The sequence below is a fragment of the Sporosarcina sp. CAU 1771 genome, assembly GCF_054482775.1.
Window position 1 is genome coordinate 1 of the sequence record NZ_JBTLRN010000035.1, and the last position, 24157, is coordinate 24157.

General features: G+C 39.6%; 22 protein-coding genes, 2 rRNA genes, 1 pseudogene and 1 riboswitch. Of the genes and pseudogenes, 20 read left to right on the forward strand and 5 right to left on the reverse strand.

Features of this window, described 5'->3' with window-relative positions; genetic code table 11:
- From ACXYMX_RS15830 to ACXYMX_RS15840, 3 genes are all read left to right on the forward strand, one after another.
- Window positions 1–103: ribosomal RNA gene (locus ACXYMX_RS15830) — 23S ribosomal RNA — on the forward strand; the annotation flags it as partial.
- A gap of 160 nt (window positions 104–263) precedes the next feature.
- Window positions 264–379, forward strand: a 5S ribosomal RNA gene (gene rrf / locus ACXYMX_RS15835).
- Window positions 380–1335: 956 nt separating this feature from the next.
- On the forward strand, window positions 1336–2541 hold the full coding sequence (locus tag ACXYMX_RS15840; protein WP_459045212.1) for an aminotransferase class I/II-fold pyridoxal phosphate-dependent enzyme: 1206 nt from the start codon (window positions 1336–1338) through the stop codon (window positions 2539–2541).
- Between the two features lie 57 nt (window positions 2542–2598).
- On the opposite strand, the gene ahpF is transcribed toward ACXYMX_RS15840, so the two are convergent.
- Entirely contained in the window at window positions 2599–4125 is a 1527-nt protein-coding gene (gene ahpF, locus ACXYMX_RS15845) for an alkyl hydroperoxide reductase subunit F (protein WP_459045213.1), read from the reverse strand.
- A 78-nt stretch (window positions 4126–4203) separates the two neighbouring features.
- Entirely contained in the window at window positions 4204–4773 is a 570-nt protein-coding gene (gene ahpC, locus ACXYMX_RS15850; protein WP_459045214.1) for an alkyl hydroperoxide reductase subunit C, read from the reverse strand.
- A gap of 403 nt (window positions 4774–5176) precedes the next feature.
- On the opposite strand from ahpC, the gene ACXYMX_RS15855 reads away from it, so the two are divergent.
- The 12 genes and pseudogenes from ACXYMX_RS15855 to ACXYMX_RS15910 all read left to right on the forward strand — a co-directional run bounded on the left by ACXYMX_RS15855 (window position 5177) and on the right by ACXYMX_RS15910 (window position 16385).
- Entirely contained in the window at window positions 5177–5851 is a 675-nt protein-coding gene (locus ACXYMX_RS15855) for a response regulator transcription factor (protein WP_459045215.1), read from the forward strand.
- A complete protein-coding gene (locus tag ACXYMX_RS15860; protein ID WP_459045216.1) occupies window positions 5848–7227 on the forward strand; it encodes a sensor histidine kinase in 1380 nt (459 codons plus the stop codon). Before ACXYMX_RS15855 ends, ACXYMX_RS15860 begins: the two co-directional genes overlap by 4 nt.
- Window positions 7228–7302: 75 nt before the next feature.
- Window positions 7303–7701 (forward strand): hypothetical protein, encoded by a 399-nt coding sequence (locus ACXYMX_RS15865; protein ID WP_459045217.1) that lies wholly within the window; start codon window positions 7303–7305, stop codon window positions 7699–7701.
- A 289-nt stretch (window positions 7702–7990) separates the two neighbouring features.
- Window positions 7991–8188, forward strand: coding sequence for an MMPL family transporter (locus tag ACXYMX_RS15870; protein ID WP_459045232.1), 198 nt, complete (start codon window positions 7991–7993; stop codon window positions 8186–8188).
- Window positions 8189–8855: 667 nt separating this feature from the next.
- Entirely contained in the window at window positions 8856–9140 is a 285-nt protein-coding gene (locus ACXYMX_RS15875; RefSeq protein WP_459045218.1) for a hypothetical protein, read from the forward strand.
- Between the two features lie 675 nt (window positions 9141–9815).
- Window positions 9816–10619, forward strand: coding sequence for an MBL fold metallo-hydrolase (locus ACXYMX_RS15880; RefSeq protein ID WP_459045219.1), 804 nt, complete (start codon window positions 9816–9818; stop codon window positions 10617–10619).
- 283 nt (window positions 10620–10902) lie between these two features.
- Window positions 10903–11010, forward strand: a riboswitch (SAM riboswitch).
- A gap of 151 nt (window positions 11011–11161) precedes the next feature.
- Entirely contained in the window at window positions 11162–12187 is a 1026-nt protein-coding gene (locus ACXYMX_RS15885; RefSeq protein ID WP_459045220.1) for a methionine ABC transporter ATP-binding protein, read from the forward strand.
- Window positions 12177–12839: a methionine ABC transporter permease gene (locus ACXYMX_RS15890; RefSeq protein ID WP_459045221.1), complete on the forward strand. Its 663-nt coding sequence runs from the start codon at window positions 12177–12179 to the stop codon at window positions 12837–12839. The genes ACXYMX_RS15885 and ACXYMX_RS15890 overlap by 11 nt, the downstream gene beginning before the upstream one ends.
- Window positions 12840–12883: 44 nt before the next feature.
- On the forward strand, window positions 12884–13744 hold the full coding sequence (locus ACXYMX_RS15895) for a MetQ/NlpA family ABC transporter substrate-binding protein (protein ID WP_459045222.1): 861 nt from the start codon (window positions 12884–12886) through the stop codon (window positions 13742–13744).
- 20 nt (window positions 13745–13764) lie between these two features.
- Window positions 13765–14967: a M20 family metallopeptidase gene (locus tag ACXYMX_RS15900; RefSeq protein ID WP_459045223.1), complete on the forward strand. Its 1203-nt coding sequence runs from the start codon at window positions 13765–13767 to the stop codon at window positions 14965–14967.
- Between the two features lie 98 nt (window positions 14968–15065).
- Window positions 15066–15131, forward strand: a pseudogene (locus tag ACXYMX_RS15905) (zinc-ribbon domain-containing protein); the annotation flags it as partial.
- Between the two features lie 15 nt (window positions 15132–15146).
- Window positions 15147–16385, forward strand: a complete 1239-nt coding sequence (locus tag ACXYMX_RS15910) for a hypothetical protein (RefSeq protein ID WP_459045233.1) — start codon at window positions 15147–15149, stop codon at window positions 16383–16385.
- Window positions 16386–16437: 52 nt separating this feature from the next.
- On the opposite strand, the gene ACXYMX_RS15915 is transcribed toward ACXYMX_RS15910, so the two are convergent.
- The 3 genes from ACXYMX_RS15915 to ACXYMX_RS15925 all read right to left on the reverse strand — a co-directional run bounded on the left by ACXYMX_RS15915 (window position 16438) and on the right by ACXYMX_RS15925 (window position 19911).
- Window positions 16438–18576 carry a type IA DNA topoisomerase gene (locus ACXYMX_RS15915; protein WP_459045224.1) on the reverse strand — a complete coding sequence of 713 codons (2139 nt, stop codon included), beginning with the start codon at window positions 18574–18576 and terminating at the stop codon, window positions 16438–16440.
- Between the two features lie 144 nt (window positions 18577–18720).
- Window positions 18721–19140 (reverse strand): MarR family winged helix-turn-helix transcriptional regulator, encoded by a 420-nt coding sequence (locus tag ACXYMX_RS15920; RefSeq protein ID WP_459045225.1) that lies wholly within the window; start codon window positions 19138–19140, stop codon window positions 18721–18723.
- Window positions 19141–19206: 66 nt separating this feature from the next.
- On the reverse strand, window positions 19207–19911 hold the full coding sequence (locus tag ACXYMX_RS15925) for an anthrone oxygenase family protein (RefSeq protein WP_459045226.1): 705 nt from the start codon (window positions 19909–19911) through the stop codon (window positions 19207–19209).
- Window positions 19912–20134: 223 nt separating this feature from the next.
- On the opposite strand from ACXYMX_RS15925, the gene ACXYMX_RS15930 reads away from it, so the two are divergent.
- The 5 genes from ACXYMX_RS15930 to wrbA all read left to right on the forward strand — a co-directional run bounded on the left by ACXYMX_RS15930 (window position 20135) and on the right by wrbA (window position 23976).
- Window positions 20135–20341, forward strand: coding sequence for a helix-turn-helix transcriptional regulator (locus ACXYMX_RS15930; RefSeq protein ID WP_459045227.1), 207 nt, complete (start codon window positions 20135–20137; stop codon window positions 20339–20341).
- Complete coding sequence (locus ACXYMX_RS15935) at window positions 20338–20736, forward strand: hypothetical protein (RefSeq protein ID WP_459045228.1); 399 nt, start codon at window positions 20338–20340, stop codon at window positions 20734–20736. The genes ACXYMX_RS15930 and ACXYMX_RS15935 overlap by 4 nt, the downstream gene beginning before the upstream one ends.
- A 325-nt stretch (window positions 20737–21061) precedes the next feature.
- A complete protein-coding gene (locus ACXYMX_RS15940; RefSeq protein ID WP_459045229.1) occupies window positions 21062–22045 on the forward strand; it encodes a ring-cleaving dioxygenase in 984 nt (327 codons plus the stop codon).
- 140 nt (window positions 22046–22185) lie between these two features.
- Window positions 22186–23124: a ring-cleaving dioxygenase gene (locus tag ACXYMX_RS15945; RefSeq protein ID WP_459045230.1), complete on the forward strand. Its 939-nt coding sequence runs from the start codon at window positions 22186–22188 to the stop codon at window positions 23122–23124.
- Between the two features lie 240 nt (window positions 23125–23364).
- Entirely contained in the window at window positions 23365–23976 is a 612-nt protein-coding gene (gene wrbA, locus ACXYMX_RS15950) for an NAD(P)H:quinone oxidoreductase (protein ID WP_459045231.1), read from the forward strand.
- Window positions 23977–24157 lie beyond the last annotated feature (181 nt).

Here is a 24157-nt window from a genome sequence, read left to right on the forward strand (position 1 = left end):
AAGTAAGTAAGATCCCTCAAAGATGATGAGGTTGATAGGTCCGGGGTGGAAGCGCGGCGACGCGTGCAGCTGACGGATACTAATTGATCGAGGACTTAACCTAAAGTAATCAGGTTTGCTTGATTCACAAACCGTTTCGAAGAACCCTAATGTCTGTTTTATCCAGTTTTGAATGAGCAAATATTATTTTTTTGAAAATAATGCTTGTATAATTCTATATACTTGATATAATGAATAATGTCTTTCAAAAAAGACCTTACAGGTCTAGTGATGATGGCGAAGAGGTCACACCCGTTCCCATACCGAACACGGAAGTTAAGCTCTTCAGCGCCGATGGTAGTTGGGGGTTTCCCCCTGCAAGAGTAGGACGTTGCTAGGCACTAAAGAAGTTATTTCCTTAAATGGAGATAGCTTTTTTTGTTTGTTCTAAAGGAATTGAAAATGTATGAACCGAAGGTTAGGTATTCCAATGAGTAACCTACAGCGAGAAAGAGGAGGGACGAGGAGTTCGAGAAAGCAAGGAAGTGAGGACCGGAGCGTATGCCATACGCGAGGATCTGAACGGACGAAGCTGACGAAGAAATCCGAAGTCCATCGTCTTTCGAAGCCCGAACACGGAAGTTAAGCTCACACGCCGATGGTAGTTGGGGGTTTCCCCCTGCAAGAGTAGGACGTTGCTAGGCACTAAAGAAGTTATTTCCTTCAATGGAGATAGCTTTTTTTGTTTGTTCTAAAGAAATTGAAAATGAATGAACCGAAGATTAGGCATTCCAATGAGTAACCTACAGCGAGAAAGAGGAGGGACGAGGAGTTCGAGAAAGCAAGGAAGTGAGGACCGGAGCGTATGCCATACGCGAGGATCTGAACAGACGAAGCTGACGAAGAAATCCGAAGTCCATCGTCTTTCGACGCCCGAACACGGAAGTTAAGCTCACGCGCCGATGGTAGTTGGGGGTTTCCCCCTGACAGAGTAGGACGTTGCTAGGCACTAAAGAAGTTATTACCTTCAATGGAGATAGCTTTTTTTGTTTGTACTAAAAGAATTGAAATTGTATGAACCGAAGGTTCGGTATTCCAGTAGTAACCTACAGCGAGAAAAATGTATTATTATTATTATTAATGGGAGTTATTTTTTATTCTAAATATCAAGTTTTAGTAAGGTAAGTTCAATATAAATAGAAAATGTGTGAGGTTCCCTGTAGAATCAAAGTTGACTATTACTAAAGTAGGAATTGGTATGTTCAAGCTTGCAAAGAGGAAATGACGTCAATATCCTTTTTGCGATAGTCTCACAGTATGTGATAAACTATTACATAAATAAAGGAGTGCTTAGTATTGAAGATAGAACCATCGTTAAGAATGTCGATATTTGAACCGTCCATATTTGGAGAACTGAAAGCAGCAACGGAAGCTAAATTAGCAACAGGTGCTGAATTAATTAATTTAAGTCTTGGAAGTCCAGACCTCCCACCCGATGAAAGAGTGAGGCGTGTTCTATCAGAACAAAGCATACAGGCAAGTACATACGGATATACACTTGGTGGTACAAAACGATTTCATGAATCAGTTGCAAACTATTATGAAAGACGTACAGGTGTCCTACTAAATCCAGAAACAGAAATTATTCAAACAATGGGTTCCCAAGAGGGGCTTGTTCACTTTCCGTTAGCATTTTGCAACGAGAATGATATTGTATTAACGACGAACCCCGCTTATGTTGCCTACGAAGCAGGAATTAAGTTAGCGGGCGCAGTACCCTACGAAATGCCATTACGAGCAGAAAACGGTTTCTTACCAGATTTGGATATCATTCCTGAAGAGGTCGCAGAAAAAGCTAAATTGCTCATTTTGAATTTACCTGGAAACCCTGTTCCAGCTCTTCCGGATGCAGGTTTCTTTGACAAAGTTGTAGCGTTTGCGAAGAAGTATAACATCATTGTGCTTCACGACGCTGCCTATTCTGAATATTATTTTGAGGGAGATTCACCGGCCAGCTTTCTATCGACACCTGGAGCAAAAGATGTTGGAGTGGAAATCAACTCATTATCTAAAAGCTTTAGTCTTGCAGGTGCACGGATTGCATATGTCGTCGGAAATGCTGAGATTATTCAGATTTTTAAAGAATTTAAATCAAACTTAGATTACGGTACATTTGCTCCGATACAGGAAGCTGCAGCAACAGCGCTAGATCACGCGGAAGAAATTACAGATCGACTGCGTAAAGAGTTCTCACAGCGACATAAGGTTTTAATGGATGGGCTGGCGGAAATAGGATGGACTGCGACACCTTCTAAAGCAGGCATGTTTGTGTGGGCAAAATATCCTTTTGATATGGATGACAAGCAGTTTGTCTTCAAAGCAATTGACGAGTGTGGCGTAGTCATGGTGCCGGGAAGCGTCTTTGGTACGGAAGGTATTGGTTATGTCCGTATTGCACTCGTACAGGGCGTAGAAATCCTTCAAAAGGCGATTGATCAGTTAAGAAAACTTGAGCGTGTTAAAGAAAAAAATGAACTGATAAATACAATACAATTAAAATGAAGTGCAAAAAGGAACAGGCCATAAAAAACTCGCCTGTTCCTTTTTCATGTTCATTTATTAATTTCGAACGAGATAGTCAAATGCACTTAGTGAAGCAGTTGCACCTGTTCCCATTGAAATAATGATTTGTTTATGTGCCGTGTCTGAGCAGTCACCTGCAGCAAAAACACCCGGTACGTTTGTAGCACCACGTTTATCAACAACGATTTCCCCGAATTTGTTACGCTCGACTGAATCACCTAACCAGTCTGTATTCGGTACAAGCCCGATTTGAACGAATACACCATCAAGTTCAACATGATGATCCTCATTCGTTTCACGGTCTGTATACGTAATTCCATTCACGCTGTCTGTACCAGTAATTTCTTTTGTTTGAACGTTCTTCAGGACAGTTACGTTAGGAAGGCTATGAAGACGATCTTGTAATACAGCGTCAGCTTTCAGCTCTGAAGCAAATTCAAGAACTGTAACATGATTTACAATGCCAGCGAGGTCAATCGCTGCTTCGATACCCGAGTTACCGCCACCGATAACTGCAACTTTTTTCCCTTCAAACAAAGGACCATCACAGTGTGGGCAGTACGCCACGCCTTTATTTCTAAATTCAGCTTCGCCGGGAACACCGACGTTACGCCAACGAGCTCCCGTTGAAAGGATTACGGATTTACTCTTGAGAACCGCACCATTTTCAAGGCCGATTTCAATCAGATCTTTCTTTTCCAAACTTGTAGCACGTTGTAAATTCATGACGTCGATGTCGTATTCCTTTACGTGTTCCTCAAGGCTAGCTGCAAGCTTAGGACCTTCTGTTCGACTTACACTGATAAAGTTTTCAATCGTAGCTGTGTCCAAAATCTGGCCACCAAAGCGATCTGCTACAATCCCAGTACGGATTCCCTTACGTGCGGCATAAATTGCTGCACTTGCACCTGCAGGACCTCCACCAATTATAAGAACGTCAAATGGGTCTTTATTTTCGAATTCAGAAGGGTCCTGAGAACCGCCAATTTTCGCAATAATTTCTTCTAGTGAAATACGACCGCCTGAGAACTCTTCTCCATTTAAAAATACCGTTGGAACAGCCATAACCTTTTTACTTTCAACTTCTTCTTTAAACGCCGCGCCGTCCACCATTGTATGCGTAATGTTTGGGTTAAGCACACTCATAATGTTAAGTGCTTGTACGACGTCTGGACAGTTTTGACAGCTTAAACTAATGTATGATTCAAAGTTGTATTCGCCATCTAGTTGTTTTATTTGGTCAATAATCTTTTGATCGATTTTTGGAGCACGTCCACTTACTTGTAATAAAGCAAGAACTAATGAAGTGAATTCATGTCCAAGTGGAATACCTGCAAAAGTGATGCCGGTATCTTCGCCGATTCGGTTCACACTGAAGCTTGGTGTTCTTTCTAATTCAGCTTCTTCTACTTTAATATGAGAAGACATGGATTCTAATTCTTTCATTAAACCGTTCATGACGTTAGACACAGCATCATTTCCTGTACTAACTTTTAAAAGGATGTCATTTTCCATCATTTCAAGGTATTGGGCTAATTGTGCTTTTATCTCTGGTTCTAACAAAGTTCATCATTCTCCTTACCATTTTCTGGATTCGATATAGATTTAAAAAAATAGCGGGGATGCCCCCGCTATTTCAAATTAGATTTTACCGACTAGGTCGAGGCTTGGCTTAAGTGTTGCTGAGCCTTCTTCCCATTTAGCTGGGCAAACTTCACCTGGATTGTTACGAACATATTGAGCAGCTTTCACTTTACCTACAAGTGTGCTTGCGTCACGACCGATGCCGTCTGCATTGATTTCTGCAGCTTGTACAACACCGTCTGGATCAATAATGAACGTACCGCGTTGTGCAAGACCAGCTTCTTCATCTAACACGTCAAAGTTACGTGAGATTCTTTGAGAAGGGTCGCCAACCATGATGTATCTGATTGAGCTGATTGCATCTGAATGGTCGTGCCATGCTTTATGTGTAAAGTGCGTGTCCGTTGAAACAGAGTACACTTCAACATCAAGCTCTTTTAACGTTTCATATTGGTTCTGAAGGTCTTCTAGTTCTGTAGGGCAAACGAAAGTAAAGTCTGCTGGGTAGAAACATACAACGCTCCACTTCCCTTTTAAGTTCTCATCAGTAACCTCAATGAATTGTCCGTTCCCTGCATTGTAGGCTGAAGCTTTAAATGATTCGATTGTTTTACCGATTTGTGACATGAATAAATTCCTCCTAGATAATATTTATAGTTAGTTTAGGTAGTAATAACAAATCCTAAACGGCAGTATGAACTTTTGTTTAATTACTGCTCCTTAACTATAATGATTCTAATCCTATAACTATTATCATATAACTAAAATTGTTTGTCAACGAATACACTCATATGAACAAAAATACCGTATTTACTGGAGCAGAAGCTATTATTCCCTCAAATTATCTTCATAGAATTTGAAAATAAACAATCTCATATTCTCAATTAAAATTAGATATTCTCTATTAGTCAATATATTGTGAACCTTTAGAAATCTTTGTTCGTTAAAAGGATAAATCAATTTTTAATACCTCTATATGTTTTACAAAGTAAGTCCGCCATGTAAAATGAAAGGAAAGGGGAGATGCCGAATGAAGATACTCGTTGTCGATGACGATCCTAATATTTTAGAACTTGTTCGCATTCAATTAAGTGCTGCAGGATACAAGGTACTTACAGCTTCCGATGGATTCGAAGCATTAGAGAAACTAGACGAGGATTTTCCTGATTTGGCTGTCGTAGATGTCATGATGCCAGGTATGGATGGATATACACTTACGAGGAAAATTAGAGCGAGCGCAGAGATTCCGGTTTTACTGTTAACGGCAAAAGGCGAGCTTGAGGATAAAGAGAAGGGATTTCTTGCAGGATCTGATGATTATGTCGTGAAACCTTTTGAACCGAAAGAATTATTATTCCGCATTAACGCTATTTTACGAAGATATGACAAAGCGGTAGATGTGTTTATTCAAGCGGGGCCGCTTAAAATTAACCGACAAAGCTATGAGGTGTCTGTGGGCAAAAAAGTACTGTTGCTTCCATTGAAGGAATTTGAATTGCTCTCTGTTTTGGCTTCAAGGGTCGGCACGGTATTCACTCGAGAGCATTTAATAGAGCGAGTTTGGGGATATGACTATGAAGGGGATGAACAAACGTTAAACGTCCACATTAAAAGGGTGCGGGACAAGTTAGAGAAGCTGACGGAAGAGGTAACAATAATGACTGTGAGAGGTGTAGGCTACAAACTTGAGGTGTCAGTGACATGAGGTCGCTTTATGGAAAATTCATTGCGATTACCATTGCAATCATGACAGTGAGTGCACTCATTGCCTTTCTATCTGTAAATACATATTATCATCAGAAGTTGAAAGGGCAGAACGATGAAAAGAACGTTTCAATCGCAAAAAGCATCGCATTGTTTATTAATTCAGCGGAAGATTTGGATCTAGACGCTTATTTAGCAACGCAAGCGGCCGTTGGTTACAAATTAGTTGTGGTGGATGATCAGTTAGAAGAAAAGTATTATGGGATACCGTTTCGTGTAAATAATCTAACACCCGATGCAGTTACTCAAGTATTTCAAGGGGATACGTATCATGGAATGAGAGATCTTCCGGGTGAAACATTTGTTACAGGTTTTTTCTCAGATGAGGTGGCAAATACCGTTGGTGTACCGTTTACTTATGAAGGAAAAACCTATGCACTCTTTCTTAGACCAGATATAAAAATGCTGTTTACAGAAGTTCATGTTATTCTCGGTGGAATGGTGTTTGTCATGGCCATTATTAGTTTGCTTTCCATGCTTGTTGTTGCCAAAAAGGTCGTTGAGCCAATTACGAAATTGACTGCTGCAACGAAAAAAGTTGGGGAAGAGCGATTTACGGGAATATTAGACATTAATCGAAGAGATGAAATCGGACAACTTGCAAAGAGTTTCCAACAGATGACGGAAAAGTTGGGTGAGAATGATCGCATAAGAAAAGAATTCATAAGTGATGTCTCTCATGATTTTCAATCTCCTTTGCTCAATATAAAAGGTTACTCGGAACTGCTACTAGATAGCGAATTGTCACATGAAGACCGAAAAAGTTATGCGAAAGTGATTCAGTCTGAAACAGAGCGCCTATCTTCCTTAACCAAACAGCTCTTGTTCTTAACGTCACTTGACCAACTTTCTTCTCCGCTTGAAATAAAAACCTTTCAGCTAGACGAACAATTAAAAGAAGTCGTTCGGAAATATAGATGGTTGCTTGAAGAAAAGGAAATGTCATTATCAATGGATTTAGATGATGCTGAGCTGACTGGTGATCCAGCGTTTTTAGAAAAAGTGTGGGAAAACCTTTTGTCCAACGCGTTGAAGTATACGGAAGCCGGCGGGGTCATTGATATCGAGTTAACTGACCGGCCTAATGATGTAGAGATTATATTTCAAGATAACGGAATCGGTATCCACCAAGGTGAAATAAGCCGTATATTCGATCGTTTTTACAGGGCTGACGAATCTAGAACGGGTGAAATAGGAGGAACCGGACTCGGATTATCTATCGTTCAGCAAGTTGTAAAATTGCATAAAGGTACAATAGAAGTTGTTAGTGAGAAAGAGATTGGAACGACTTTCACGGTCAAATTGCCAAAATTGTAATGTACTGTTCACCTTCCGTTCATGTTGGTACATTAAGATAAGGGTATAATATGAAAAACATAGGAGGAATTTTAGATGCAAGAGAAATGGAGTTTACGACTTATTCGTGTAGCAGCACTATTTGGTTTAATAGGAACGGTATTAGGTTCACATATGGCGGGTTCGGGGTCTTACGCACTTCGACCAATTCACGCTCATATTTTGTTAGTTGGTTGGCTATCTGTTTTCGCATGGGGGATTTTTTACAAAACGTATAAAGTTCGTGCAAGTAAGTTGATTTCCGCTCAAGGGTGGACAGCAATCATTGGATCGATTGGACTTACTGCAGGTATGTGGTTGCAGTTTATTCAACCATTTGGTGTGAATGAAACATTTTCACTTATCTTTTATATCGTAGGAGGTACAGTTTTACTCGTCAGTTTTGCGTTGTTTGTCATCGTGACGTTTCTTGTTGAAAAAGACGGGAAACGATAATGCGTAAAGCCAAATTGCAAGAAAAAAAGTATGGATTATTTCTCTAAGCCTTTGGATTGCAGGTGCAATTCTTTTATCTGGACTTGCTCCAGTGGCAAAAGAATTTGTTCAGGCAAATAAAGACGGTGGTTTGCCAGCGGATGCGGAATCCGTTATCGCAGATCGTAAGCTAGAGCAATATTTTCCACAAGACGTGGATTACCTTTACTTTCAGTGCTTTATAAAGAGGATAAATTAACAGATGAAGAGATAATGAGTTTCGCGGAAACATTGGAAGGGTCCGGCCGCTATAGATTCTGATGCAACCGAGCTCTTTAGCCAAGCCGACGTAGTATTATTGTTAACGACGATTGGATTACTGTTTGTATTGCTACTTATTATTTATAGATCCTCTTTACTCACACTTATTCCGTTAGTAGGGGCGGCGATTGCCTATGCGGTAGTTGACCGAGTGATTGGATTATCCGCCTCGTTCGGCCGCTTCTAATTCCTGCGATATTAATTCTGTTAGGAAAATGGAGTTTCTGGCCTAAAAAGATGAAGCAATCGACTTTTCGTAAATGCACATGAATTCTTCCCTCTTTACAGAAAATGGCGCATGCATTACTGGTTTTCCTTCGCCAGGAGTTCTAATTTACGTATTAATTAGTTGGCTAGCTTAATCGGTACACGGGGAGAAAACGTTAAAAAGCATAGTAAATAGGGACGCAATTCACACTTGAATTGATGTCCCTATTTTTTTGGGTATTTCTATGATTATGGCAAATACCGATAGGAAATTGCATTACAATTTGTAAACGAATTTCCAACGGTACATAAGTGATAATGGCCCTATAACAAAATGATAGTGAAAATTTGTTTGTTTCGAATTAATGAAACTTATCTGTTATTAAGAACGTATCAGTATTAGTGCATTGAGTTATTCGACAAACGGTCCAACCGAACATAGATAAATTGTTGCTTTCCGTTCCGGCGCACGCTTTCCGCGGGCGCTGTTCCCGTTGCAGTCGACGCCTAAACTCCAAGCAACGGAGTGTATTAAATATAAAGTGTCAATTCAACAATCTGGTCCAATTAGTTGCAATTACGGAACCATTTACCATCCCACTCCGTCTTAATTAATATGAATTTTCTGTGTGAATGGGGGTATAAATATGTGGTTAATATTAGGAATTATCGCGATAATAGCAACTTGTATAAATCTTTATATGTATGAGACAGGCAAAGATTATCAATTGGCAATGGCAATGGGATTGTCATTTACAGCACTAACACTTGTTGCCCAATACAGTATGGTGTCCAAATGGGTAAAGGTGGATGATTGGGGTGCTTTATTAGATGTAGTGCCTGGTATGGAAAGGGCCTTATGGGTTTTGACGATTATTTCGATTTTATTAAATATAACTCCTATACTTTTAGAGTTGAAAAACAAAAAATAATTATTGTGTTTATTTTTATTTGCAACTAATGGGTGCGAATGTGTCACAAGTATTTTATGCGGACACCTAGTTAATCGGAGTGGAAGCCGGCGACTCTGGGAGGATCAGCAAGACAGGTGAAACAACAGCGGGTTGGTCCACCGCTTGCCCTCCAGAACGCGTCCGGCTGCAACGCAGATTAACGAGCTTAACCCTACTCCAGATTTTGGGTGCGATTGTGTCACAAGTATTTTATGCGGACACCTAGTTAATCGGAGTACAAGACGGCGACTCTGGGAGGATCAAGCGGAACAAGTGAAACAACAGCGGGTTGGTCCACCGCCCGCCCTCCAGAACGTGTTAGGGAAAGATTGACCCTCATCTTTCGGCACTTAGGGTCTGGAACGGAAGTCAACGTTTTAGATGTTCTCCGCTCAGGTGAGATTGTTGAATAGTTAATAACGTAAATGGACCTTATGGGTCTTTTTTTCTTTATTAGTCTTTTATCAACACTATTATTTAACAGATTCTTTCTTTTTCTACTGTAAATATGGCTGCTTATCATACGCTAATTTGGCTGCATTTTTGCATTTCCTTACCACCAGACTATTTTCAATTAACTGACTATAATGGTATGGTAATATTCTAATAGAACTGGTTCAATTCATTTGACCAAAGGGGATGAAATCTGTGCTTATGGAAACAAGGTCAAGTACTGGAGAGAAGAATGGGGTTTCTTATTTAAATGGGAAAATTAAATTCCATGGCGTCGCATTAAATGTTTATAGTTTTGTAGTCGATGGTGTACTAATTGATACTGGGGCGGAGTCATTACGCGAACACTTTGAACAATTCATTGACGAGGCAGATTTTGATCAAGTTATGCTAACTCATTATCATGAAGATCATACAGGCTGCGCGGCTTACATCAAGAAAACAAAGAAAGTCCCGATATATTTAAGTGGAAAAACAATTGAACATTGTGCGCAAGAGGCAGATTATCCTTTGTACCGTCAACTTTTTTGGGGGAAAAGAAGACCATTTCAAGCACAGGAGATGCCAGAAACGTTTATCTCTAGAAATGCACAATGGGATGTTATTGATACCCCTGGTCATTCTTATGATCACAAAGCTTTATTAAATCGGGAAACAGGTCAATTGTTTACGGGGGATTTATTTGTCAACGAACAGACAAAAGTAATCTTAACCGAGGAAAGTATCCCGGCAATTATTCAATCATTAGAAAAAGTACTAACGTATGGCTTTGAAGATGTATTTTGCAACCATAGGGGACTTGTAAAAGAGGGTCGCCTTGCGCTTGAACGAAAGTTAGATAATTTATTAACTATGCAACAGGATGTGCTAAATTTGCAAAAGGAAGGGGATTCAATCGAATCAATATGCAATAAGCTATTTCCAGATAAATACCCTATTATGGAAATGTCAGAAGGAGAATGGGATACACGACACATTGTTACTTCGATATTGAATGGAAAGTAATTGGTGCCATTTGATTAATTGATTCGTTTCAAAAAATAGAAGGAATTCTCGACTCGGTGAGAAGTAGAGTTTCAGTTCGAAAAAATTAATAGAGCAAGGGTTTGACGAAAAGGCTAGTTCTATCCCAGCCTCTTTAAATGCTTGTACAAAGGGTTTCTTCTTCAAATTAGTATGCCCTTAAATAGACTGAATAATTTTACTTCTAGAAGCGGGTTGACTTATTGCTAAACTCTGACTATAGTAAATATTAATTCTTGCGACAATTAAATAGTAAAGCATCACTTTCTTATCAAGAGAGATCGAGGGATAGGCCCTATGACGTCTCGGCAACAGGTTTTTTTAAAACACTGTGCCAATTCCTACAAATGCTTCGGCATTTGGAAGATGAGAACGAGATGGTTTCTTACTTTATAGAAGCCCTCTTTTTTTCTTATCTTTGTATTGATAAGTAAAAAAAGAGGGCTTTTTCGTTCTTTTAAGAAAAGTTGATGGCTGAATCATTGTTCGCGCAGAATGAGTGTTTCATGAGGAGGTCACTTGAAATGATTGAATTTAAAAATGTCACAAAGACATTCAGCCTTGGAAAGCGTGAGGTACACGCAGTAAAGGATGTTTCATTATCAATAAAGGAAGGTGAAATTTACGGAATCATTGGATTTAGTGGGGCAGGTAAAAGTACGTTACTCCGTCTAGTAAACATGTTAGAAAGACCGACAGCTGGAACGGTACACATTAAAGACATTGACGTGAGTACGCTGTCTGCAAAGGACTTGCGGAAGCAGCGACAAAATATTGGTATGATCTTTCAAAACTTTAACTTGTTTAATTCTAGAACCGTTTCTGGAAACATTGCTTATCCTTTAAAGTTAGCCGGTTTACCCAAAAAAGAAATCCAAGAGCGTGTAACAGAACTACTGGCATTCGTCGGGTTGTCAGATAAAGCTAAAGATTATCCCGATCAATTATCCGGTGGACAAAAACAACGAGTAGGGATTGCTCGAGCACTTGCTACTTCTCCAGAAGTTCTAATCTGTGATGAGGCAACTTCGGCTCTCGATCCAGATACAACAGCTGATATTTTAAGGTTACTAAAGAAAGTAAATAAAGATTTGGGAATAACGATACTTTTAATTACCCATGAAATGCATGTGATTCAATCGATTTGCGATAACGTTGCAGTTATGGAAGAAGGAGAAGTGATTGAATCGGGTGCAGTGTTCGAAACCTTTACAAATCCACAGCATTCTACTACACAACGGTTTATCCAATCGATTCAGCAAGACTTACCATCTGAAAAACTGTTAAACGAGTGGCGATCGAAAGGCGGAACAAGACTTTACCGAATTATTTTTAAAGGAGAAATAGCGAGTGACCCGGTACTTTCTCAAGTGACTCGGAAACACGGCGTAGATTTTAATATCGTATATGGTTCGGTTCGTGAGTTGCAAGAACGTTTCTTCGGGAACCTGCTTGTTTCATTTGAAGGTGATCCGGAGGCGATAAAGAACGTATTAACAGAACTTGAAACAATTGTTGATATAAAGGAGGCCATTAAAGATGAAGGTTGATTGGTCCACATTTTGGCCTCGGATTGTAGAAGCCACAGGCGAAACAATTACGATGGTAATCGCTACACTTATTTTTGGTTCAATCATTGGAATCGCAATAGGTCTATTACTATACGTAACGAGAGAAAATCACATTTTAGAAAACAAGCGTGTTTCTCAGATTTTAAATTTATTTATAAACATCATTCGCCCAATACCATTCATAATTTTCCTAGTTGCTGTATCCCAACTAACGAGATTGGTTGTAGGTACAACAATTGGTACGGCGGCAGCAATTTTTCCGATGACGATTGTAGCAAGCTTTGTTATTGCTCGAGTCGTAGAGAACAACTTGGTGAGCATCGATCCTGGTGTTATAGAAGCCGCGCAGGCAATGGGTGCAAGTCCGTTACGCATCATATTCACTGTTTTAATACCCGAAGCTTTAGGGCCATTAATTTTAGGATTGACGTTTGTATCGGTAAGTTTGATCGACTTCTCGGCAGTTGCAGGAACAGTTGGTGGGGGCGGCCTTGGACATATTGCAATGACGTATGGTTATCAACGATTCGATGGAAGCGTCATGCTCGTCACAGTTGTCATCCTGATTGTTATGGTGCAAATTGCACAGTGGATTGGCAATACACTATCTAAAAAGGTTATGCGTCGTTAATTTAATAAACAAACAAAAAAATGACTGATAAGGGAGAAATGAAAATGAGAAAATTATTGATATTGTGTTTAACGATTGTAACGGCGGCTTTATTAACTGCTTGTGGAGGAAAAGCTAGTGGAGACACCGAGGTAATTAAAGTGAAAATAGGTGTCAATGGATCTGACGGTGCACAGTGGCCAATTCTGAAAGAAAAAGCAGCTAAAGAAGGCATTGAAATCGAGCTTATCGAATTTGCAGATTACACATTACCTAACAATGCGCTTGCACAAGGGGATGTTGACTTAAACGCTTTCCAACACTTTTCATTCTTATCTCAGTACGTAAAAGAGAGTGGCAACGAGCTTGTTCCACTTGGTTCGACTGTATTTGCTCCACTCGGCGTTTATTCTGAAAAAATTACCGACATTAATGAAATAAAAGAAGGCGATAAAATTGCGATTCCAGATGACCCTTCCAACCAAGCGCGTGCGTTACGTTTACTTGAAAGTGCTGAACTAATTACGCTATCTGACGACTTTGGATTATTCGGAGACCCAAGTAAAATTACGGCAAACCCATTAAACCTAGATATCATTCCGATGGTAGCACAACAAACACCACGCGTACTTCCTGATGTGACGGCAGCAATTATTAACAACGGAATTGCAGGGCAAGCAGGATTCTCACCTGGTGAAGATCCAATCTTTAGAGAAACCGGAGACGATGAAACCATTCACCCATATGTGAATTTAATTGCGGCAAGTGCGAAGGAAAAAGACAATGAAACATTCAAACGAATCGTTGAATTGTATCAAGAAGAAGATATTTCAAAAGCAATTGACGAAGATACAAAAGGTGGATCTTACTTAGTTAAGCTAACGCAAGAAGAAATCGATACTGTGTTTGAAAATCTAAAAAAATAATCCACTAGGGGGAAGTTAGAATGAGCATAGTTAAAGAGGCAACAAAAACAATCATCCAATCCATCGAAGAGAATCGTGAGTTGTACATTCAAACAAGTCAGGAGATTCATGCAAACCCTGAGATTGGTAATGAAGAAGTATATGCATGTGCGAAGCATGTCGCAATTCTAGAAAATGCTGGATTTGAAGTGACAACGGCAGTTGCTGGACACGAAACTTCATTTTACGCAGTGAAAGACAGTGGAAAAGAAGGTCCGACAATTGCCTATCTTGCTGAGTACGATGCCCTTCCTGGACTCGGTCATGCCTGTGGACATAACATTATCGGAACGACAAGTGTTGCAGCAGGAATTGCTCTCGCTGAAACTCTTTCAGAAACAGGCGGTCGTGTCGTTGTACTTGGAACACCTGCTGAAGAAGGCGGCCCGAATGGAAGTGCGAAGGGAAGTTTCGTTAGACACGGTTACTTAAAAGACGTCGATGCCGCAATTATGATTCACCCGGCTGGGAAAACTGCGCTAACAGGGGACACATTAGCTGTAGATCCACTCGACTTTAAATTCTACGGTAAGCCAGCTCATGCATCCGGCTCACCACATCACGGCATTAATGCTTTGGATGCAGTTATTCAATTATTCAATGGGATAAGTGCATTACGTCAGCAATTAGAGTCTGATGTACGTGTTCACGGCATTATAACGCATGGCGGCGATGCACCAAACATCATCCCTGAATATGCATCTGCTCGATTTTTCATCCGAGCAGAGTCGTGGAAGAAAACGATTGAAGTCTCCGACAAGATCCGAAAGATTGCGGAAGGGGCAGCACTCGCAACGGGCGCAACAGTTAAAATTGAGCGTTTCCAAAATGAAGTGAAAGACTTTGTTCTCAACTCTGTTTTAGATAGCGTCTTAGAAGAAGAACTTACGGCTCTTGGTGAAGTTGTTCATAAAGAGAAAAGAAAAGGCAAAGGTTCGACAGATGCAGGAAACATAAGTTATGAAGTACCAACCGCACATCCTATGATTAAAATTGGCCCAGACGATCTTATCGGACACACCGATGAATTTAGAGAAGCTTCGAAATCAGAACTAGGAAATGAAGCTCTGATTACTGGAGCAAAAGCACTTGCGTCAACAGGATATCGTTTGTTAACAGATTCTGAATTGCTCCATCGTGTGAAAAAAGAGTTTGAAAGTTCGTTAGCTGCGAAGAGTAAATAACAATAGAAATAAAAGTAGTATAGATCAGAAAATGATCTATACTACTTTTATTTTGGTATCATAAGATAGGAACTAACGTGATAAAGGGGATTAAGTACATGGCTTATTGTAGGAAGTGTGGCAATGAACTGCAAGAACAGGACTTATTTTGTGAAAAGTGTGGAGCGCCCCAAAGTGATATGAAAAGGAAAACGCAATCGAGCTGGAAAAAGCCTGTAGGAATTATGTGGATAATATTACTCGTGCTTATGGTGATTGCTACGAGTGTATATTTTTTAAACAAAAGGTCTGCAGCACCACTAGTAGAAGTGAATCCAGATACGGAGATTGACAGTGAAGAAGACGAACGTACAGATGGTTTAGAAACCGTTGAAGATGAAAAAGAAACAAAGCCAATCGCTGAGTTGAAAGCCAATGCCCTTTATTCGACAAATGTGGTGGATGGAACGAATCATGCGGTTGCTTACCTTTTTCCGATAGATGGAGTAGAAACAACTTTGTCTTCCAACTTTTTTGAAGGTAAAGAAGGCGATAGATTGTATGCCGGTAAAGTGGCTATTTACTTAGTAGAAGAAAACGGAGATACCGGTGTTTTACAAGGTCAGTTTGAGGTAGAAGACGCCTTGAATCTGGAACGAGAACCTTTTCAACTTTATTCATTCAATGAACAGTCACTTGTAGGTGCATTTAGTTCGCAAACGGAACATAATAACGTACTTGCCCTATGGCATTATTCAAACGGTGAAATGAAAGAAGTGCTGTTTGATAAAAATAAAACGGTGGCGATTTCGACAAAGACGTTGAAATTTATTGATGAAGACTATATGCAAGCATATCTCTATGTGAAGAGTGAAGAAACAGGTTGGCATTTTACAACGTGGAAATGGGATTCTTCAACCTCTATGTTTACGGAATATGATAGTACCAGACATACAGATGCGGAAGAATACGGCTGGACATTGGGTGAAATGGTTGCGAACAATTGGGAAGAGATGGATTACGATTATGTTTCGTTTCCACATCTAACTTTGCCTGACGACTTGAAAGCATTAATTGAAAAAGGCATGCTTTTGGATAATAATGTGTATATAGGTAAGCCGATTGATGAGATGCTAAACGAGTACCCAGATCATACCGGAGACGATTATTTCAATGGTGGTTATTATTATATGTATCCAAATGGAATGACGATTTTCTTCGATGAGGCCATAGGGGAAATTAATAGCATTAGTCTAAACGGACAAAACTTTTTAAATGATCTTACATCTGTTCAGAAAATGCTTGGTACACCAACAGAAGAGGGCTACGACGAGATGGAAGATATAGACTATCAACTTTATAAGATAGGGCCTTACGATGTTTATGTATACGTAACGCATACTGGTGAATTCTCTCATATATGGTTAAGGGGAGACTAAGCACTTTTTGTTGAATAAAAAACCCCGTTCTACACTTAAGTAGAAGGGGGTTTTACGCATTTGCATTCGCAAAGTCTAAGGAAAGTTTTTGTCCTTCAAGCTTTAGTTTTGCGTCAAACTTACTGCCATTCGCTGCAGTAAAGCCTTTGATAATGTTTGTATGGCCTTGTGTACACAGCAGTTTCACTTGGCTTGATGTAAGTTTCTTTTTAAGAAAGATACCTGGAAAAGTTTGCTTGCACCCTTCTTTGTAGGCGGAACACCCATAAAATCCTTTGCGGGCAACAATCTTTCCTTTGCCGCAAGTGGGACAAGGGGCAACTTCTTCAATTTTATACTTCGTTTTTGAAGTAGAAGGAATGTGCTTCACTTGAAATGTAGCGGTTTCAATTTGACGGGGAACGCTTTGAATTAACGAGTCAATAAACTTTGCGATATTGGTTAGGAAATGCTCACTTGCGCCTTCGCCATTTCCTATTTTTCGTAAATAGGTTTCCCATTTGGCAGTCATGGAAGGACTAGCAAGGAGACTACCTTCAATGGCTTCGCATAAAATACGCCCTTTATCCGTAAGAACGACAATGTTTTTTGTCACTTGGATGTACCCATGCTTTTTAACGGTTTCGATAATATTGCTTCGAGTTGCTTCGGTTCCAAGTCCCTCGATTTCCTTTAAGATTTCTGTTTCCTCAAGATCCTCAACAAATTTCCCACACGTTTTCATTAATGTAATGAGCTGACCTTCTGTGAACGGTTTTGGAGGCGTTGTTTTGCCTTCGTGAATACTTATTTTACTTGCGACCGCTTCATTTTGCCGAAGTGTGGGCACACGCTCCTCTTGTTCTTTTGAATTGCTTGGAAAGAGTTCCTTCCACCCGATGCTTTTCTCTGTTTTTCCGGTTGTGAAAAAAGGAAGCTGATTGACCTCTGTCGTTACTTTCGTTTCAGTGTACAAATAATCAGTGTGAAACATCGAAAGCGTCGTTCGAACAACTTCTTCGTACAATTTACGCTGATCAGGCGCTAATTTTGAAAGGGCAGCCTCTGTTGGAATCTTTTTCGTAGGAATAATCGCGTAATGTTCCTGAACTTTTGCGTTGTCTACATACCTTTTTTTAGGTTGTCGAGAGGGTACAGCGAATGGCTGTTTGATTAATTGCTGGTAGCCTTCTAATTGATCGGCCAGATAGGCAAATTCGCTTGTAGTAATATGACGTGAATCAGTTCTTGGATAGGACACGAGCTTTTTTTCATACAGAGCTTGCATGGTCTTTAACACATTTGCGGGACTCATTTTCCATCTACGGTTTGCCGTCGCTTGTAAGGAGGATAACGAGTGCAGTTGAGGCGGAGGAATTCGCTTATCCTTTTGTTGAACGGACGTCACTATACCAGGTGAGTTAGGTTGAATCGCGTGTTTCTTAAGTAAAGCAACCAGTTCTTCCCGTGTTTTCATCCGTGCTTTCGCCTTTCCCTTATAACCCCCATTTTCAGCCGTGAAAAATGCATCGGCTTCAAAGAAAGGTTCGGAAACAAACGCTTCGATCTCTTTTTGGCGTTCATAAATAAGGTAAACGGTAGGTGACTGAACCCTTCCAATTGGAAAGACTTGCTCGTAGCCTTTTGCTTTAAGTAACAGCGTGTACAGGCGGGAACCGTTCATACCGACAAGCCAATCACTAATTTGGCGGGACTTGGCTTCTTCATAGAGCAGCAGATCTTTTTCGTTGTCCTGTAAGTTCATAAATCCATTTCGTATTTCATCGATTTCTAAGGAATTAATCCAAAGTCGTTTAATTGTTTTGTTTCGTGCTCCAGTTTGATTGAAAATACTATAAAAAATATTGGATCCTTCTCGGTCGATATCGCATGCATTAATGACGACATCTGCTTCAAGAATTAACTTCTTTACGACTTGAAACTGAGGATACTTTCCTTTCGCAACTTGAAACTCATAGCGTTCCGGAAGAATTGGTAAACTCCCGAGTGACCATCGATTCCACCGTGCATCGTACGCTTTTGGTTCTTTTAATTCAACGAGATGTCCAATGCCCCAAGTGATTGTTGCCCCTTGAGGAAATAGTTTACTATTCGCCAATTCAATATGGGTTTTGTGGCGACTTTTGACAGTAAACGCTTCGGCGTATGCTTTTGCTTGGGATGGTTTTTCTGCAAAAATGACTGTTTTCATAACAACACCTCTTTGGCTTCATTGATAGAAGCGCTAGTTCTGTTAGTATCTCATAAAATGAAGGAGTTTACGAAAATATTCTTGAAAGTAATTATGAAAGCAATACTTTTTTGCAGGATATGAACTTATGGAGCAGATAAGATACTAGTAATCTGTATCGTATAGTTTATTTAACAAGGTTTGTAGGTGTTGGAGCTCTTTTTCACTTAAGTTATTTGTAACGAATTGATGAGCGTCTTTAACTATGGGCAGGACAATCTTTTTTATCTCAGTACCTTTTTCTGTTAACTTAAGGTAACTTGAACGCTTATCTTGAGCATTAAAAGTCTTCTTTACAAGCCCTTTTCTCTCCATTGACTGTATCATTCTTACGACAGTCGTTTGATCTTTATCAATGGCTTCTGCTAACTCTTTTTGTGTTGTACCGTTTTGATGGCAAAGAATACTAATAATACTCCATTGCTCTGGGGTAACACCATAAGGCTTCAATCTCTTGGTAAAGTAATTGGTCATTTTCACATCAGTCCGATGAATAAGATACCCTGTCAAATTGTTTAAATTCATGTAATCACCCCTGTTTAATCTGCCAATTAATAGTCTGTAAATTAGAGGATTATCGCAATACGGTTACTAAATGAGCAGCGCTACTACTAGTGCGGACGCACTCAATATGCACGTTAAGGTACGTAAGTGGTTCAGCAACGTCCAACGGGATTCAAACCGGACTCTAAGTTCATGCCATCCAGAATCGCTTTCAGGTAGTTCTGCAGAGATAATTTCCTTATTCAATGGAAGGTTTCCTAAGAAAGTGATAAGTAAAGTAGCTACATAAAAGATCAACGCGATGGAGCCAATAACAAATTTTTCAAATTGCTGTAAGAAAACCGCCAATACAAAAAAACCGATTTGCGTGAGTAGAGCACCATTTGAAATGATGAGAAAAATCGGATTGGCTACTGAAGAGGTCAAGTGTCTAATGGAAAGAACGAAGGTACGATCATCTGATTTACGTAGACCGGGCATGACTGAATTGGCGTACGCAAAGACGGTACCAGCAACGATACTTGTTGTTAATACAGCGAGACCTATTAATACCTTAAAGAAGGATGACCAAACACCTTTATTTTCTAAATCCTCTTTGCTATTTACTCCTTCACTGAAAGCATTGGCTATTCGTGTAGTCTTTTCAGGTACACTGATTTGTTTTGAAAAGCTAGCATCAACACTGGCATAGGGTACGTTTTCCGAAGTAGCAAGAGCTGGTGATGGAATTAGCAATACGGAAAGAATAACTAATATAAAGGCTGCGCGAAGTACTGTATAGAATCCATTCATGTGTTTTCATTTCTCCTTTATAATGTGTATGCCATGGCATGTACATTATAAAGTTACATGTCACATGTCAACAATCCAACGCTATCTTATAAATCCTAAAGGTTCACGAGATCAATTATTTTGTAGTCTTGTGTCAAACATGTTTGACAATCGAAATAATAATATCTATACTTAAGGTGTAAAAGATGTTTTACACATGAATTGCGATAAAGGCGGCGATTGAATGCGCAATACGATTAAACAATATCGGGAAAATGAAGGAATTTCACAAGGAAAGCTAGCTGATTTATGTGGAGTTAGTCGGCAGACAATTAATGCAATTGAAAACGACAAGTACGATCCAAGCTTACAATTGGCTTTTGATTTAGCGAGAACCCTGGGCGTCCGGGTAGATGAATTGTTTTTAGATGAAAGGAGTAGTGAAGAATGACCGTTGTAAAAAAGGTAAGTATCTTTTGTTCTTTGGTGTTAATAATTGCAATCGGCGGTTTTGGACTATACGAGTGGTTTGCAAAAGGTGTAGTTAATGCTTCAACGTTATTCTTTGTAGCTTTGGGTATTTCATTTTTCTTTCAATCCATTACATGGGGTGAGATGGAGGGCAAGCATGAGGGAGATAAAGATGAAATGGAGAAGCATATTACATTATTGAGTTCCAAAGTTAGTTACTTTGTGTTGCTCTTCCTTATGTTCATCGTGTTAGTCGTTTCAGAAAAAGTTTTTGCACTCAATGATATAAAAAATATTCCTCTCGTACTTGTCATTAGTTTAGCAGTGATAACGCTTCCTATTACAGAATACGTTGTAGCTAAAAAATATCGGTAGCATGTTTTTAAATCTTCATATCTTACGAGGAAATTTTAGGGATTGAAGCAGGAAGAACACTTTTAGTTAGTAATCTTTCTTCTTCAATCATATTTGTTGGAATCCGGGGTGTTGACAAGTGAAAGAGATCTATGTTATATTTATCTCGATTTAGAGATAAATTAATTGGTGGTAAATTAAGAAGCCATACCAATTAAACATACCAAAAAGAAAAATGTACAATCTACTTCACTTTCAAATCAATTCAAGATAATATATTTTTTTGTTTCAATTTATCTCGAATTAGTTATATATTAATTAATTATAATCATTAGGAGGAACTATAATGAATCATTTAAAAGGAATTCACCATGTAACAGCGATAACGAGCAGTGCAGAAAAGAACTATGAGTTTTTCACATATGTATTGGGTATGCGTCTTGTAAAGAAAACAGTGAACCAGGATGATATTCAAACGTATCACTTATTTTTCGCGGACGATAAAGGATCTGCCGGTACGGATATGACGTTTTTCGATTTCCCAGGCATTCCAAAAGGAACACATGGCACAAATGAAGTTTACAAAACAGCTTTCCGAGTTCCGACAGATGCGGCATTGGAATACTGGTTGAAGCGATTTGATAAATATGAAGTGAAGAATGAAGGAATTAAAGAGGTCTTTGGTAAGAAAACCATTTCTTTTGTAGATTTTGACGATCAACAGTATATGTTGATTTCAGATGAGCATAACAAAGGGATTGAATCAGGAACTCCTTGGCAGAATGGCCCAGTGCCACTGGAGTTTGCCATCACAGGACTCGGACCGGTTCATATTCGCGTAGCGGATTTTGATAATTTCAAGAAAGTGTTGGAACAAGCAATGTTAATGCGTGAAATTACGGCTGAAGGTTCATTCCACTTATTTGAAATGGGTGAAGGCGGAAACGGTGCGCAAGTAATTGTAGAACACAATATTCTTTTACCAGCTGGTCGCCAAGGATATGGTACAGTGCATCACGCGGCTTTCCGCGTAGAAGATGAAAAAGTTTTACGTGAGTGGATCGAACATATGGAAGCGATTGGTTTCAACACTTCCGGTTATGTAGATCGTTTCTTCTTTGAATCTTTATATGCACGCGTTGCACCAGGCGTCCTGTTTGAGTGGGCAACGGATGGTCCAGGATTCATGGGAGACGAACCGTATGAAACGGTCGGAGAAATTCTTTCATTACCACCATTCCTAGAAGGACAACGAACACACATTGAATCAGTTGTCCGACCAATTGATACTGTACGTAGCACGCTTACAATTGAAAAAGAATATTTGTAATCCGAAACGATAGATGAAAAAAGAATTTGTTTGAAAAAAGCGGTTGAAGGAAATAACAAGGACAAAATCAAATATAGAAATTAGTTTAGGCTCAACACGGATATAAACCACACAATAATTAGAGTAGGAGTGAAAATCAAATGACGAAGAAAACGATGGGGATTCATCACATCACAGCAATTGTCGGTCATCCACAAGAGAACGTAGATTTTTATGCAGGTGTATTAGGCTTACGTTTAGTAAAAAAGACTGTAAACTTTGATGATCCAAGTACGTATCATTTATATTTCGGGGATGAAGGCGGAAAACCCGGAACAATTATTACGTTTTTTCCATGGGCGAATGCACGTCAAGGAAAAATTGGCGATGGTCAAGTAGGAGTAACCTCATATGTTGTTCCTGTTGGCGCTATGGCATTTTGGGAGAAGAGATTAGAGAAGTTCAGTGTTTCATTCAAGAAAGCAGAACGTTTTGGTGAACGCTACTTGGAGTTTGATGATCCACACGGACTTCATTTAGAGATTGTTGAAAGAGAAGAAGGCGAACTGAATACAAGAAGTTTTGGAGGAGTTACGCCGGATGTAGCCATTAAAGGTTTTGGAGGCGCAACACTTTTATCAAAACAACCAGAAAAAACAGCTAATCTATTAGAAAAAGTAATGGGATTAGAGCGAATCGGAAAAGAGGGAGATATAATCCGTTTCCGTTCTTCGAGTGATATAGGTAATATAATTGACCTGAAATCAACAACTGTTGGCGGTGGGGAAATGGGTGTAGGTACAGTACACCATATTGCATGGCGGGCAAGTGATGATGAAGATTTACTGAATTGGAAAAAGCATGTTGAGGGATTTGAATACCACGTAACGTCGGTTCGCGACAGAAATTATTTTAATGCAATTTATTTTAGAGAACACGGGAAAATACTATTTGAAATTGCAACGGATCCTCCAGGATTTGCACATGATGAATCTCAAGAAACAATGGGAGAGAAGTTGATGTTACCCGAACAATATGAAGCTGAAAGAGAGAAAATCGAACAAACTGTACTACCCTTTGAAGTCAGAGTGTTAGACTGACTTTGCGAATTTATGAAAACAAAAAACAGTGGACGCTCGTCGTATCACTGCTGACCCTCAAAGAAATATAAATTCAGTATTCGAATAAAGCTTCTCTTGGAAGGGAATAAGAAGAGCAGTACTGTATTGGAAAGTGTATCTTGAAGAGGTGATGTGTATAAGGATCGATAAAAACAAAGAGAAGGTGTAAATATGGGATTTCTAAATAAATTATTTAAAAAATCAAAGGAGATGGACACGTTGTCAAATGTAAAATTAGCGGTTGTTTTTTATAGTATGGGTGGAACAAATTATCAATTAGCAAAGTGGGCAGCAGAAGGTGCACAAGAAGCTGGGGCAGAAGTTAGAGTATTAAAAGTGCAGGAATTAGCTCCAGATTCGGCTATTGAAGGAAATGAAGGATGGAAAGCAACTGTAAATGCAACAAAAGACGTTCCAGTAGCTACTTCAGAAGATCTTGAATGGGCAGATGCAATCATCTTCAGTACGCCAACTCGATTCGGTATGATGGCATCACAAATGAAACAGTTTATCGATCTTCAAGGTGGGCTATGGGCAAGCGGTAAGACAATCAATAAAGTTGTGAGTGGTATGACGTCCGCACAAAATCCACATGGTGGACAGGAAGCTACACTGCAATCTCTATATACAGTTATGATGCACTGGGGTGCGATTATAGCGACTCCTGGATACAGTGATCCGGTTGTATTCGGTGCAGGCGGAAACCCTTACGGAACAAGTGTAACAGTCGGTCAAGATGGAAAAATGATTGAGGACGTTGAAGCTGCAGTTAAATATCAAGCAAAACGTACAGCGACTGTTGCAGAGTGGGTTAAAAAAGGAAATCAATAAATAATTTAGAGCCAATCGATTCAATTCGATTGGCTCTTTTGTGCGCCCAGCATGGGCGTAATCTATAGGGTGCAAGTCCCGAACTGTGAAGGTAGAAGTAACAGTTAGCTTAACGCAAGGGTGTCCATGGTGACGTGGAATCTGAAGGAAGCGAGCGGCAAACCTCCGGTCTGAGGAACAC